This is a genomic window from Rhodococcus sp. 008 (assembly GCF_001682295.1).
GTDB classification, from domain to species: domain Bacteria; phylum Actinomycetota; class Actinomycetes; order Mycobacteriales; family Mycobacteriaceae; genus Rhodococcus_F; species Rhodococcus_F qingshengii.
Genome location: NZ_CP012749.1, coordinates 3,725,390 through 3,738,235 on the forward strand (window position 1 = coordinate 3,725,390; position 12,846 = coordinate 3,738,235).

Sequence of the window (12,846 nt, forward strand, 5' to 3'; positions counted from 1 at the left end):
AGTCATGTGCGAGTTGATCCTGACGTCTGTTCGGTCGCTACCGGTCATGAGAAGTCGTGAGTGGTTTCAGATCGATCGGCTGTCCGTCGGAGGGGAACGGCAAGGACATGTAGTTGAGAGGGGCGGTGTAGCCGGGCGCGACCTGCCAATCGAAGCGTGTGAGCAGGTGGTGCATGATCGCTTTGATTTCGACGCCGGCGAAGTGCATGCCGAGGCATTTGTGCACGCCTCCACCGAACGGTTCCCAGGCATACCGGTGCACCTTGTCTTCACGTCGGTGGTCCGCGAAACGTTCGGGATCGAAATGTTCGGGGTCGGGCCAGTACTGCGGCATGTGGTGAGTGAAATGTGGCACCACTGACACGTAGGTCCCAGCGGGTACGAAGTGGTCCTGTATCTGGGTGTCACACACCGCTCGGCGAGCCATGACCGGCACGGGAGCGACGAGTCGGAGGCATTCTTTCATCACCAGGTCCAAGCCTGCGAGTTGGTCGAGTTCGGCATAGCTCGGCGTCGACGTACTCAGTGCGAGTGATTCCGCCCGACATCTGTTCTGCCACTGAGGATTCTGGCCGAGATATTGCATCATTGTCGAGATGGTGATGGTGGAGGTGTCATGTGCGGCCATCAGCAGGAAGATCATGTGATCGATCACCTCGCCGTCGCTGAAGCGCTGTCCGGTGTCTGATTCGATGTGACAGAGAACGGAAAACAGGTCGTCGGTTTCGCGTGAACGGCGCGCAGGTAGGTAGCGGCGGAAGAAGTTTTCGAGGGTTCGGCGCCCGTCGAGGCCGCGCTTCCATCTGGTGCCGGGAACTCGATAACGGATCACCGAGGTTGCAGCTTGCACGCAATCGACGAAAGCTTTTTTCACAGAGTCGATTTCGCTTTCAGTGGTCCCTTCCGCGCCGCCCATGAAGATGTCGGTCGCGAGGTTGAGTGTGAGAGCTTTGAGAGCGGTGTAGGCGCGGAAGCCATCGGACGGAGTCCAGGCGTCGAGCGCGGAGGCGATCGCGGGATTCAGCACGTCCACGGTCTTTTCGAGACGCGATCTCGTGAAGGCTTGTTGCATGATGCGTCGTTGTCGTAGGTGCTCTTCGGAGTCGAGAAGCATCAGACCCCCGTGAAAGAAGGGACCGATGAGCACTGACCACCCGTCGCTGTTGACAAAAGCGCGGTCCTTGTTCTGGAGAACTTCTTGGCATGCGTCGGGCCCGAGGGCTGCGACCCATCGTCTACCGGCCATCGAGAACCACGAGACTTCGCCGTAACGATCCCAGCGTTTTTGCATCAGAGCGAGAGGGTCGCGGATGTATTCGAAAGTTTGCCCTATTCCGGGTAGTCCCGAGTTGCCTGAGATGGGACGCAACTGCGACCGGATGGGTGGAGCGGCCAGGATTTTCGACATCACGTACCTGCCTTCCGTTTGCATCTGACAGTGGCGCCTGTCAGATGGGGGTAGTCTGCGTCACAGTCGCGTCGTCTGTCAAGATCGACTCATGGCTTCTCCCACACCCCGTCGATATGCCGGTCTGAGTGGTGAGCAGCGGGCCGCGCTTCGGCGTGAAAGCTTGCTCGCAGCAGGACTGGACGTGTTTGCGGCCGCGGGCAGGCAGGGTGCCACCATGACCGCCATCTGTGCGCATGCCAAGCTGACAGAGCGATATTTCTACGAGAGTTTCGCCAGCAGGGACGAACTCCTCCAGCAGGTTTTCGACGGAATCGTCGACGAGGTGCGCGTGGCCGGAATGGCTGCACTCCGAACGACCGAGGGGACACGGGAGGAGCGCGTGCGGAGCGCCATTGCTTCGTTCGTCAACATCCTGACGGACGATCCTCGAAAAGGGCGTGTCGCGATGGTCGAGTCGGTGGCTTACGAGCCGCTGCGCACTCACCGGCGGGGAGCGCTGCGTGGGTTCGCGCAGATGGTGGCCGACGAGGCTGCGCTCTTGTACGGCGATCGAGCTTGGCCTCCCCATCAGGGTGAGATCAACGGATTACTGTTCGTGGGCGGCCTGGCCGAATTGGTGACGGCCTGGCTCAACGGCGAAATCGACATCACGCCCGCTGAGATCGTGGATGCCGCAACCTTCCAATTCACATCCACAGCGCACCGATGAAACGCGGGGCCGGCGATGCGGACTGCCAACTCTAGTGGGCGGCATGTGTCGTGATTCGAGGCAGTTTCGGGTCTGAATTGTCGATGACACTGTCCGCGCGGGTCCAGGGCTCTGCAGCCGCGAAGTACAGACGTTGGCCGCCGACATAACGGTTCATCGACGGGTGTTCCGGATCCGCGTTCGTTCCGTCGCGAAGGTTCATTCGCTCGGCGGTGATCTCGAAGGGCACGTCGAGAAAGATCGAATAGTCCCATCGGGAAGCAAGTTCGTCCCGATGCAGAAAGAGTCCCTCGACGAGGACTACGGCTCCGTCGGCTGCATGCAAGTACGCGTCGCTGTCCCGTCGTGGTCGGTACTCGCGGTTACCTCCCGGTCTCAGAGGGGCGAGAACATGACGCTCGAGGGCGTCGTAGTCGTAGCTGTCGAGCCAGAAGCCTTCCGGTGACAGCCGACCTCTGCGATGGCGAATCTCCGGCGGATTGAGGAAGTCGTCGACGTGAATCACAATGGCGGGGCGTTCATTCAGCTGTGCTGCAAGACTTTTCGTGAATGTCGTCTTGCCGCTCCCGTCGACGCCGTCGATCGCGACGACGGGAGAGCCGCGCAGCGCGTTTATTTCGGCGGCCAAGGTCTCGAAGACCGTCTTGGTGCTCATCGAGCAGTTCTTCCCTCGCTCGTAGCGACGCGAAGAGGCCCGGTGTCGTACAGGATTCGGTGGCCGTCTTCGAGGACGCGTCGAGTGCCCGCGTCGAGCGGAAGGTCGGCCCAGCTCTCGCTCGCGAAATTCAGTTCGACGAGGAGGCCGGACCGTAGGCGGAAGCGTCGTTCTCGGACTGGCCCCCAGTTGGCGGCTCTGATGAATCGCGCGTCGGGGCGGAGCCGGTCGAACCAGTCTTCATTTGCGAGCGCGTTCGCGTCGTCGGCCAGGATCATCAGATCAAGATCACTCGCCATACGCTCCGCGCCGCGCGCGTAGGACCCGACCAGCGCTACAGCTTTGACGTCATCGTGCTCAGCGGCCCATCGTTCGACGTCGACGAGCAGCGCGTTCACCGCACGTCTTCGCCCCTTCAATCGTGCTGACATACCGGCATCATTCCCCATCGCCACCCTCTCCGTAGCTTCGCCCGGACCTCTATCCTGGAACTGTCAGTGACAAACCAGGCGGAGGGATGCGTATGTCCAAAATGAGAGAACTCAGCCGATGAAAGCAATCATCGTGTGTACCTCTGTCTCCCATGGCAATACGAAGCTGATCGCCGACGTCATCGGAGAAGTTCTCGATGCTCGCGTGGTCGAGCCCGGTGACATCGACGCCGCGCAGCTCGCCGACTACGACCTCGTGGGGTTCGGCTCCGGCATCTACCTACGCTCATACCACGCAGATTTACGCTCGTTCGTCGAGGCACTCCCCGAAGAACGGCGATCCAAGGCTTTTGTCTTCGCCACCAGTGGTTTTCCTGACAAGGGGATTCATCGCTTCTCGCGTCCACTGGTTCAGTTGCTCGAACAGAAGGGCTTCGATGTGGTCGCAGCCTTCTCGTCCCGTGCGTGGGATACCTATCTCCCGTTCAAGCCGTTCGGCGGTATCCGGAAGGGGCGGCCGAACGCCGACGACCTGGAATCGGCGCGCATGTTCGCCGAAATGCTACGCGGAAGCGTTCAGGACAGCTTGCCCGGCACCGGGTAGCTGCGCAGGCTCATCTCCAGCTCACCGGCGTCGGCAAGGTCGTTGATCGTCTGGCGCAGAGCGCCACACGTCCGTTGAGCGTTGGCACGGCTGTTCACGCGACCCAACTCCGGGCACACTTCCTGCGACTCTTCGAGCCATTGGACGCTGGTGTGCGCTTCGCTGTACTTCTCGACGAGGACGCGATTTCCGCAGTTGCGGCAACTGACCTGACGCATCAGCGTGCAATCAGATCGGCCGGTGACCAGAAGGCGCGCATGCTCGTGATCTTGGCGTCCTCGTCAAAAGTCATGACGTCGATCGGTTCGACCTCGTAGACCTGATCGCCCACCGGTGTGACGACGCGGAAGTGGAAGGCCGCGCTGGATCCGCTCACCCGCAAGGTAAGCAGTTCCGTCTCTTGCGAACCGCCCTCGAGAGCGCCGTAGAACTCGGTGATCGCGGCCTTGCCGACGCGGGGTTCGCTGCCGACCGGGTCTTCGAGCGTCGCGTTCTCGGCGTAGAGGGCGGCGATGTCCGCTGACGATCCGCGAGCCACGGCGTCAAGGTAGGTGGTAACCGTCGCCGTGATCGCGGCCGTGGTGTCTGGTTCGAGAGTGGTCATCGAGTTAGTCCGATCAGTCGAGAAGTTCAGGGTCTGACAACTACTTCGGACGCTATCGGTGCGGGCTCGATTCGGCGCCGGCATCTCCCACGCAGCGGGACAGCCTGAGCACTCAGGCGTCGAAGCGTCCGAACCCGCCGCGGTAGAACAGAAGCGGACCGTCGTGGCGCAGCACGTTCAGATCGGTGATGCGTGCGACGACGATGGTGTGATCACCGGCGTCGTGCTCCTGCTCGACCGTTGCTTCGATGCGGGCGAGCGCGCCGCTCAGCGCCGGAGCACCGTTGCCGGCGGCATCCCACTCGACGCCGAGGAACTTGTCCGTCCCGCCGCGAGCGAACGCCGAACACATGTCCTGCTGATCGTGGGCGAGAACATTGATGCAGAGAGTTCCCGTCTCGCGAAGCTTCGGCCAACTTGTCGACGTCTTCGCCGGGCAGAACGAGAGCAACGGGGGATCAAGCGATACCGAGACCAGGGACTGGCAGGTGAAACCGAGGGGTGAATTTCCGTCGTGAGCGGTGATGACGGTGACGCCGGTGCAGAAATTGCTCATCACGTTGCGAAGTGTGCGTCCGTCCAGAACTGGTGGCTCGGCGTTTTCCACGGTCATGTCGTCTCCTTGTTCAAATCTTTTGTTCAAAACTCTGCAAACAGCTTCAGAAGCAACGATGTGTGGCGCCGCGGACGTAATCCAGCGGCAGTCCCACTCAATGGCAGCAATGGCTTCTCGGCACGGGTCAGGACCGACCGAGTGGCAGGTGGAGGGGTTTCGAGCAAATTTGATCCCGCTCAGCGGTCCGTTCGGATTCTACGAAACCAGCAAATGACCAGTGATTGTTAGACTTCGGGCATGTCCGAACCTGATGACGTGTCCCGAGGACTTCCCGCTACCAGCTGGGCAGTGCTCGGGATGCTGACGTTCGGGGAGGAGCTGACCGGAAACGATTTGAAGAAGTGGGCTGACTGGAGTGTCGGCTTCTTCTATTGGAGCCCGTCCATCAGCCAGGTGTACGCAGAACTGAAGAAGCTCGAAAGCATCGGGTTCGTGGAGTCCCGGGTCGTCTCCGAACCAGGGGTGCGAGGCAAGCGCCTTTACTCCATTACTCAGTCAGGAACCGACGCCGTCCGGACGTGGTCACGGGAGGCACCGGTGGAAGTTCCGGTGCTCAAGCACGGTGTGATGTTGCGTCTGTGGATGGGACACCTCAACGAGCCCGAGCGACTGAAGGCGCTGGTGGAAGCCCACATCGCCAATGTCGAAGAGCAGATTCGACGCGCGAAACTCCACGCAGATCATGCCGAGAACGAGCCGGCCTGGTCGTTCCCGGTCATGACGTTGCGATGGTCGGAACGGTACTTCCGAGCCGAGATCGAACTTGCTCGCGAACTGCTCGACGACATCGATCGTGCGACCGCCGAGTTCGCGAACGTCGCCGAGCACGACCGACTGGGATCACCGTTGCCCTCGACGCCTGGCAAATGGAAGAACGTCGAGGAGTATGTGTTGGCGCTCGAGCAAGCCGGGCTCACCGGCAACGGTTCGAGTATCTGAGTCAGGCCCCGGCTGCGGTCGGCATGTTGCGCAGCAGATGACGACGTTGCAAAGTCGGAGTGACGCTCAGCGATCCGCCGTCGATGCCTCGCCAAATGGCAGCGGCCGCCATACGGACCGGCGCTGCGCTGACGTGGTCGAGGCGGAGGGCCTTCGACGGCGCGCAGATGGATACCGCGGCGACGGCGCGGCCGATGGGGCCGATCGGTGCCGCAAGACAGCTGAATCCCGGTAGGCCGTTTCCGGATTCGAAGGCCACCCCGGACTCGCGGATTCTGGCGAGGTGGGGCAGTGCGTAGCCCGAGGACTTCGGCGAACCGAACGCGAGCAGTGCCTGACCGATCGCAGTGGTCTCGGCGCGGCGTCGACCACCGACACGCGTCGGCACTGCGGCGGCGAGGCGTCCGCCGATCTTCTCCATGTAGACCACATCGGGCCCGTCGAGGATGCCGAGGTGAACCACGAATCCGGTGACTCGGTAGAGCTCATGGAGAAGGGGCATGGCTGCAGCGTGGAGGCGGTCCTGATGAACCGCGAGCGATCCCAGTTCGACGAGGCGCATACCGAGTTCGTAGTCACGGCCGTCGCGACGCAGCCAACGCATCGAGACAAGACGTTCGAGCATGCGGTGGGCAGACGAGCGGGGAAGGCCCGTGCTCCGAACGACTTGAGCGAGCGTCAACCTGCCGGGACCGTCGAAGGCGTCGAGAACCAGCGAGACGCGATCGAGAATTGCTGTCGGGGCCGAATCGGCGCCTAAAGCATCCACAGCCTGCAGTGTCATCGTGTACCTCACTTCTCTTAGAGCTCCACAACCAGTGAACTGGCTATTTCAATTAGAAATAGTGTCATAGAGTTACGGATTTGTGAAGTGGATCACCGGTCTGTTTTCGGGCGCGTCGCGGGTGGAAACGACGAGGGGGTTTGCGCGAATGCTCGCGCAAACCCCCTCGTCGTTTAACTACTGGCAGGTATTACATCGCCACCGGCAGGTATTACATCGCCACCGGCGGGTACTACATAGCTGCCAGTGGTTCGCTTCCGGACCAGTCGTGGCCCCAGTAGCTGTCAGCGGTGATCTCCTCGGAGGAGTACGAGTCCTGATCCACCCTCGCGCCCTCGGTGCCGAACTCGATGTCCCAGCCGCCGGGTGCGCGGACGTAGAAGGAGATCATCTTGTCGTTGGTGTGACGACCCAGGGTCGACGACACGGAGAATCCGTCCTTCATCACGCGGTCGAGTGCCTGGCCGACGGCGTCGAGGGTGTCCACCTCGACCATGATGTGAATCAGGCCGGGTGCGCCGCCGTGCGGTGCCGGGCACAGGGCCAAGCTGTGGTGACGCTCGTTGACGCCCATGAAACGGATTCGCAGCGGCCCGAATTCAGGCGGGGCCGGCAGGCGGAAGGCGCCGCGCGGGTAGAAGCCGAGCACCTCGGTGTAGAAGTCGAAGCTCGCAGCACTGTCCATGACGGGGAGTACGACGTGGCCGAGACCCTGTGAGCCGGTGACGAATCGAGCGCCGAAGGGCGTCACCACGGGGCTGTGGTCGAGGATCGCTCCGTGGAAGACCTCGATGGCTGCTCCGCCGGGATCGGTGAAGGCGATGACCTCTTCGACCCGTCGAGCATCTGCTTCGGCGAGCGAAAGCTGCTCGACCTCGGTGCCGTTCTTTTCGAGTGCTTCTTGAACGCGGCGCAGTGCGGCGTGGTCGGCGACCTCCCAACCGATGTTGACGATCTCGTCGCGCTCACCCTCGACGACGACGATGCGAGCAGCACGCTCGTCGAGTCGTAGGTAGAGCGCGTTCTCGTCCGGCCCACTGCCCTTGGCGAAGCCGAGAACGTCGAAAGCGAAAGTGCGCCAACGTGCCATGTCGTTGGTCGAGATCTTGACGTAGCCAAGTCCCTTGATGTCAGTGCGTGTCATCGTGTCTTTTTCCTGTCGATTTCTTGTGTCGAAGTCTGATCAGATCATCGCCCGCAGCGGACCCTGCGGGTCTGCGCCGAGACGGCTCAGTGATGCGGCGTGGAAAACGGTGCTCGGCACGTGAATTGCGTGATGCTGTCCAGCATGAGCATCGCGCCAGAATCGCTGAAGCGGCTTGTCCATCCGCAATGCGTTGCCACCGCAGCGTGGGTAGACCTGATCGATTGCGTTGACGGCGCGCCAGGCGGCCTGTACCTGAGTCTGACGTCCCTCCGCGCGCTGCTCGAAGGTCACTTCCTTGCCGGCGTCCACTCGATCCCACATGCGGTCGACGTTGGCAAGCAGGGTGTCGCGCGCAGCCCGGATGTCGGCGGTTGCCTGACCGATGGCGAACAAGGTGTACGGGTCGTCCTTGATCGCCGTGCCCTGCGCGTTGATGCGATCGGCTTGGTACTCGTTGGCGTGGAAGAGCATTCCCTCGCAGATGCCGATCGTGGCGGCGGTGATTCCGAGGGGGAAAATGTTCGACCACGGCATGAGGTACAGCGTCTCGGTGCGCCCGTACTTGCGCACTGCCGTGCCGTCGATGACCTCGTCGCAGTCCATGACGCGGTAATCGGGGACATACGCATCCTTGACTACGAGATCCTTGGAGCCGGTGCCGCGAAGTCCCATGACATCCCACGAGTCTTCGATGATCTCGTAGTCGGTGCGCGGAATGATCACATGGAGCATGCGCGGCGGCATCTCCATGTTGCCGTCCTTGTCGCACGCCATCGCGCCGAGGAATGCCCAGTCGCAATGGTCGGTACCGGAGGAGAACTGCCAGCGACCGGAGAACTTGTAGCCGCCGTCGGTGGGGATACACATTCCGCCGGGCATGTACGGCGATGCCATCCAGGTGTCGGGATCGGATCCCCAGATCTCCTGCTGCACCTTGGGATCCGCGAACGCGAGTTGCCACGGGTGAACTCCGACGATCCCGTGGACCCAGCCGGCCGACGGGTTCAGTGAAGCCATGCGCATGACGGTTTCGGCGAATTCGCGCGGATGCGCCTCCATGCCGCCATGCTCCTTGGGCTGCAGCATGCGGATGGAACCGATTGCCTTCATCTTCTTGGCGGTGTCGTCGGCCACCCGGCCGATCCGCTCGGCCTCGATGCCTTCGGCGAAGATGTCGTCGGCCATCGCGTTGATCTGTTCGAGCACTTCGTACGTCATGTTGTTCCTTGCATCCAGTCTGGTTGTCTCAGCAGTGTTTTCGACTGCGGATCAGGAGGTTGTCTCGAGTGCCTGGGCGTCGCGTGCGGCAACGTTTTCGGCGACTTCCCGCTTCCAGCTCTCCACTGCGCGGGTGGTGTCGATCTCGAATTCGAAGCGCTTCGTCATGTCTTCCGTGACATTCTCGACGTCGGTGTAGAACTGGTTGTACCAGCGACGCAACTGGTAAACCGGGCCGTCCTCCTCGGAGAGCAGGGGGTTGTCGATCGGAGCTTTGTTCTTCCAGATCTCCACGTCCTGAAGGAATCCCATCTCGACGCCCTCGGTGAACTGCGCGGCCATCGCGGCAGTGGACTCGTCGTCCATACCGGGTAGCTTCTTGACCATCGCGCCGTACTGCAGGACGAACGCATTGTTCGAGATCGGGTAGTGGCAGTTGATCAGGACGGTCTCGATGATCTGCCCGTTGGCTTCGCTCTTGATCCAGTCGATCATGTACGACGGTCCGAAATATGAAGCATCCGAACGGAGCACAGCGTTGGGATCGCCGTAGTTGGTGCCGCTGATGACGTCCTCACGTCCCACCGATTCCATGTACTGGCTCGCGACATGACCTTCGAAGATGTTCTTGAAGTACTTGGGGAACGAGTAGTGAACGTAGAAGAAGTGGGCCATGTCCACGACGTTGTCGACGATCTCGCGGCAATGAGAGCCTTCGATGGTGAGCGTGTTCCAGCTCCAGTCGCTCCACTCATCGCTTCCGAAGCCCTCGATGTCGGGGATCGTGACCTCGGCGGGCGGGGGATTTCCCTGGGGATCGTGCCAGACGAACAGCTGACCGTTCTTCTCGAGAGTGATCCATGCCCGAGTCTTGGCCAGCGGCGGAACGCGTCGTGCGTAGGGGATCGCCGTACATTTTCCGTTACCGCCCCAACGCCAGTCGTGGAACGGGCAGGCGATCGAATCGCCCTTGACGGTTCCGTGAGCAAGGTTGCCACCCATGTGGCGGCAGTATGCGTCGAGAATCTTGATGTCGCCCTTGCTGTCGGCGAAGACGACAAGGCTGGTGCCGAATGCCTCGATCTGGTGGGGCTGACCGTCGCGATAGGTATTGCTCAGTCCGAGGCAGTGCCATCCACGTGCGAACCGTGCGGGAGGCGCTGCCGCTTCGATTTCTCGAATTTCCTCGCCGGCGCCCGTCTGCGTCGGGGTGTCCGTAGTGGTGAGTGGGCCGGTTCCGAGTGCCATGTCTTCCTCCGAGCCGCGTCTTGCGACGCTCCAGTGATGTGATCCGTCTCATACAACGACGAAGCGTCCGCTGGAGATACGGCAGTTCCCGCTGGATGGAACGCCTACTCGGTGACCTGCAGAGATTCAGCTCGCGAGTGTCGCCACATCGTCGATCGCGTAAGTCGCCCAGGCCCGGGCAGTGACGACCCCAGCGGGATCGGTGGCGACCAGAGCTACGTCGGCCACGCTCTCGTGGTCCTTCTCGTACGTCGCGAGCACTGTCACGGAGCAGTGCAGATCTGTTCCCGTGGAAGTCGCGGTGCAACGTCCGCGGAAGCGTCGTAGTGACGCCGAGCCGTAACGACGAGCAGCGAAATCAGCAAGGGCGGCAACGGAATCGGTTCCGGTGCCCGCTGTCGGGGCTTCCCGGACGAAGACCTCGGCCACCAGATGCCCGGTCTGGTCGTGGTATTCGGTGATCCGCTCGAGTGTCGAACTCAGCGCCCTCACGGATCCGGTGAGCAGTGCGCCGGGATCGGGGCGTCCGAAGAACACGACGTCCTGCTCGACGACGGCCCCGTCGGGTGCCGAGCGCACGGTGCCGTACAACGAGTCGAAATCGGAGAGGAGCGTGGTGGCAGTACGCGGAGCAGTTGCCGTGAAGTGGGCGGTACCGAGGTTGGTAGTCATGACACTCTCCGTTGGACGCGACCGAGACGCTGTCGTCTCGGTGGGTACATCGACGCTAACCACCGCTCTCGCGGGTGACGACGGGCTTCCCGCTGATCGGGAGCATTCTCGGATTCGATCGAAGAGGTGGAACCTGTTCCAGTTTTGTGCAATTCTGGATATCGTATCCGTGACCGGGAGCACATCTCGATGACTGCACGCGCCGAGCAGAAGGAAGACCAGATGACAGACGAGTTCGCTGACCTGCACCGACCGGTATACGGTCCGGACCTGCTCATCACCGCTCTGGAACGCAATCACGACAAGCCCGCGCTGTACCTCGGCGACGTGATCCTCACCGGCGGTCAGATGCGCGATCAGATCAGCTGCTTCGCCCAGGCGCTCGCGTCTTTGGGAATCACTCAGGGCACCAGCACCGCGATGCTGTCGAAGAATCGCCCCGAGGTTCTGATCAGTATGGGCGCGACCATGATCACCGGCTGCCGGGCGAGCGCCTTGAACCCGATGGGATCGCTCGACGACCACAAGTACATCGTCGACGACGCCGAGATCGAGACGCTGATCTTCGATCCCAATGCCTTCGAAGAGCGTGCCGCCGAGTTGAAGGCGTCGTCACCCTCGTTGACCAACGTGCTCTCGATGGGTCCGTCCGAGGTGGGAATCGACATCCTCGCGCTGGCTGCAACGTTCGAGCCCGCGCCGCTGAAGGCAGCGCACGTCGACGCAGAAGACGCCAGCAGCATGGTGTACACCGGTGGAACGACCGGCAAGCCCAAAGGTGTTGTCGGATCCTTCCGTTCGGGTGCTGCGCTCAATCAGATCCAGATGTCGGAGTGGCAGTGGCCCGAGGACAACCGCTTCCTCATCTGCACGCCACTCTCACACGCAGGTGCAGCGTTCTTCATCCCGACCTTGCTGCGCGGCGGTGCGTTGATCGTCCTGCCTGCCTTCGAGCCAGGTGCTGTGCTCGAAGCGATCGAGAAGCACAAGATCACGGCAACCATGTTGGTGCCCACCATGATCTACATGCTCATGGACCACCCCGATCTGCCCAAGCGGGACGTCTCGAGTTTGCAGACGCTGTTTTACGGAGCGTCCGCGATGTCTCCCGCCAGACTGCAGGAGGGCATCAAGAAGTTCGGTCAGATCTTCTTCCAGTTCTACGGTCAGACCGAGTGCGGCATGACTATTTCGGTGCTGCGCAAGGAAGAACACCTCGCCGACGATCCGGCCCGCCTCGCCACGTGTGGGCGTCCGGTGCCGTGGCTCGACGTCCGGTTGCTCGACGACGACCTCAACGAGGTGCCGCAGGGAGAACTCGGTGAGATCTGCGTCCGTGGCCCGCTGATCATGAAGGGCTACTGGAAGAAGCCGGCCGAAACCGCTGAGGCGTTCCGGGGTGGTTGGCTGCACACCGGCGACATCGCGCGCAAGGACAAGGACGGGTTCATGTCCATCGTCGATCGCAAGAAGGACATGATCGTGACCGGTGGTTTCAACGTGTTCCCCCGCGAAATCGAAGACGTGATCTCGGCGCATCCGTCCGTCGCGTCGGTGGCGGTAGTCGGTGTGCCGGACGACAAGTGGGGCGAAGCCGTCAAGGCCTGTGTCGTACTTCGTGCCGGACTGACCGTCGACACCGAGGAACTGGTCGACAAGGTGAAGGCGGCCAAGGGTTCGGTTCACGCTCCCAAGAGCATCGACTTCGTGGATTCCCTTCCGCTGACACCGCTGGGCAAGCTGGACAAGAAGGCGCTGCGTGCGCGGTACTGGGAGACCAGCGCCCGCGCGGTCTAGGAACCAGCGTC

15 protein-coding genes are annotated in these 12,846 nt (G+C 61.8%); 4 read left to right on the forward strand and 11 right to left on the reverse strand.

What is annotated here, in order from left to right; genetic code table 11:
• Positions 1 to 37: 37 nt before the first annotated feature.
• A complete protein-coding gene (locus AOT96_RS17330) occupies positions 38 to 1,408 on the reverse strand; it encodes a cytochrome P450 (RefSeq protein ID WP_080726744.1) in 1,371 nt (456 codons plus the stop codon).
• A gap of 91 nt (positions 1,409 to 1,499) precedes the next feature.
• Here AOT96_RS17330 and AOT96_RS17335 point away from each other — a divergent pair, with 91 nt between their 5' ends.
• Positions 1,500 to 2,120, forward strand: a complete 621-nt coding sequence (locus AOT96_RS17335) for a TetR/AcrR family transcriptional regulator (RefSeq protein WP_054827522.1) — start codon at positions 1,500 to 1,502, stop codon at positions 2,118 to 2,120.
• 31 nt (positions 2,121 to 2,151) lie between these two features.
• On the opposite strand, the gene AOT96_RS17340 is transcribed toward AOT96_RS17335, so the two are convergent.
• Both AOT96_RS17340 and AOT96_RS17345 read right to left on the reverse strand, forming a co-directional pair.
• The gene (locus AOT96_RS17340) at positions 2,152 to 2,775 is read right to left on the reverse strand and encodes an AAA family ATPase (RefSeq protein ID WP_065352073.1); all 624 of its coding nucleotides are present in this window, start codon (positions 2,773 to 2,775) and stop codon (positions 2,152 to 2,154) included.
• Positions 2,772 to 3,206, reverse strand: a complete 435-nt coding sequence (locus tag AOT96_RS17345) for a nucleotidyltransferase domain-containing protein (RefSeq protein WP_039972698.1) — start codon at positions 3,204 to 3,206, stop codon at positions 2,772 to 2,774. Before AOT96_RS17345 ends, AOT96_RS17340 begins: the two co-directional genes overlap by 4 nt.
• Before the next feature lie 118 nt (positions 3,207 to 3,324).
• Between AOT96_RS17345 and AOT96_RS17350 the strand changes: the two genes are divergently transcribed.
• Positions 3,325 to 3,810 (forward strand): flavodoxin family protein, encoded by a 486-nt coding sequence (locus AOT96_RS17350; RefSeq protein ID WP_003944338.1) that lies wholly within the window; start codon positions 3,325 to 3,327, stop codon positions 3,808 to 3,810.
• Here the strand turns inward: AOT96_RS17350 and AOT96_RS17355 are convergent.
• The 3 genes from AOT96_RS17355 to AOT96_RS17365 form a co-directional block, all read right to left on the reverse strand.
• Positions 3,783 to 4,028, reverse strand: coding sequence for a hypothetical protein (locus AOT96_RS17355; protein ID WP_003944366.1), 246 nt, complete (start codon positions 4,026 to 4,028; stop codon positions 3,783 to 3,785). The two genes, AOT96_RS17350 and AOT96_RS17355, sit on opposite strands and share 28 nt — an antisense overlap.
• Positions 4,028 to 4,414, reverse strand: coding sequence for a nuclear transport factor 2 family protein (locus AOT96_RS17360; protein WP_003944423.1), 387 nt, complete (start codon positions 4,412 to 4,414; stop codon positions 4,028 to 4,030). The genes AOT96_RS17355 and AOT96_RS17360 overlap by 1 nt, the downstream gene beginning before the upstream one ends.
• A gap of 112 nt (positions 4,415 to 4,526) precedes the next feature.
• A complete protein-coding gene (locus AOT96_RS17365; protein ID WP_007726733.1) occupies positions 4,527 to 5,027 on the reverse strand; it encodes a flavin reductase family protein in 501 nt (166 codons plus the stop codon).
• 240 nt (positions 5,028 to 5,267) lie between these two features.
• Here AOT96_RS17365 and AOT96_RS17370 point away from each other — a divergent pair, with 240 nt between their 5' ends.
• On the forward strand, positions 5,268 to 5,969 hold the full coding sequence (locus AOT96_RS17370; protein ID WP_003944324.1) for a PadR family transcriptional regulator: 702 nt from the start codon (positions 5,268 to 5,270) through the stop codon (positions 5,967 to 5,969).
• A gap of 1 nt (position 5,970) precedes the next feature.
• On the opposite strand, the gene AOT96_RS17375 is transcribed toward AOT96_RS17370, so the two are convergent.
• From AOT96_RS17375 to AOT96_RS17395, 5 genes are all read right to left on the reverse strand, one after another.
• On the reverse strand, positions 5,971 to 6,753 hold the full coding sequence (locus AOT96_RS17375; protein ID WP_007726735.1) for an IclR family transcriptional regulator: 783 nt from the start codon (positions 6,751 to 6,753) through the stop codon (positions 5,971 to 5,973).
• 232 nt (positions 6,754 to 6,985) lie between these two features.
• The gene (gene bphC, locus AOT96_RS17380) at positions 6,986 to 7,897 is read right to left on the reverse strand and encodes a biphenyl-2,3-diol 1,2-dioxygenase (RefSeq protein WP_007726736.1); all 912 of its coding nucleotides are present in this window, start codon (positions 7,895 to 7,897) and stop codon (positions 6,986 to 6,988) included.
• A gap of 39 nt (positions 7,898 to 7,936) precedes the next feature.
• On the reverse strand, positions 7,937 to 9,118 hold the full coding sequence (locus tag AOT96_RS17385; RefSeq protein ID WP_003944352.1) for an acyl-CoA dehydrogenase family protein: 1,182 nt from the start codon (positions 9,116 to 9,118) through the stop codon (positions 7,937 to 7,939).
• 51 nt (positions 9,119 to 9,169) lie between these two features.
• Entirely contained in the window at positions 9,170 to 10,366 is a 1,197-nt protein-coding gene (locus AOT96_RS17390; RefSeq protein WP_003944428.1) for a Rieske 2Fe-2S domain-containing protein, read from the reverse strand.
• A gap of 126 nt (positions 10,367 to 10,492) precedes the next feature.
• Positions 10,493 to 11,038 carry a hypothetical protein gene (locus AOT96_RS17395; RefSeq protein WP_003944299.1) on the reverse strand — a complete coding sequence of 182 codons (546 nt, stop codon included), beginning with the start codon at positions 11,036 to 11,038 and terminating at the stop codon, positions 10,493 to 10,495.
• A gap of 222 nt (positions 11,039 to 11,260) precedes the next feature.
• On the opposite strand from AOT96_RS17395, the gene AOT96_RS17400 reads away from it, so the two are divergent.
• The gene (locus AOT96_RS17400; protein WP_031332006.1) at positions 11,261 to 12,835 is read left to right on the forward strand and encodes an AMP-binding protein; all 1,575 of its coding nucleotides are present in this window, start codon (positions 11,261 to 11,263) and stop codon (positions 12,833 to 12,835) included.
• Positions 12,836 to 12,846: the final 11 nt, after the last annotated feature.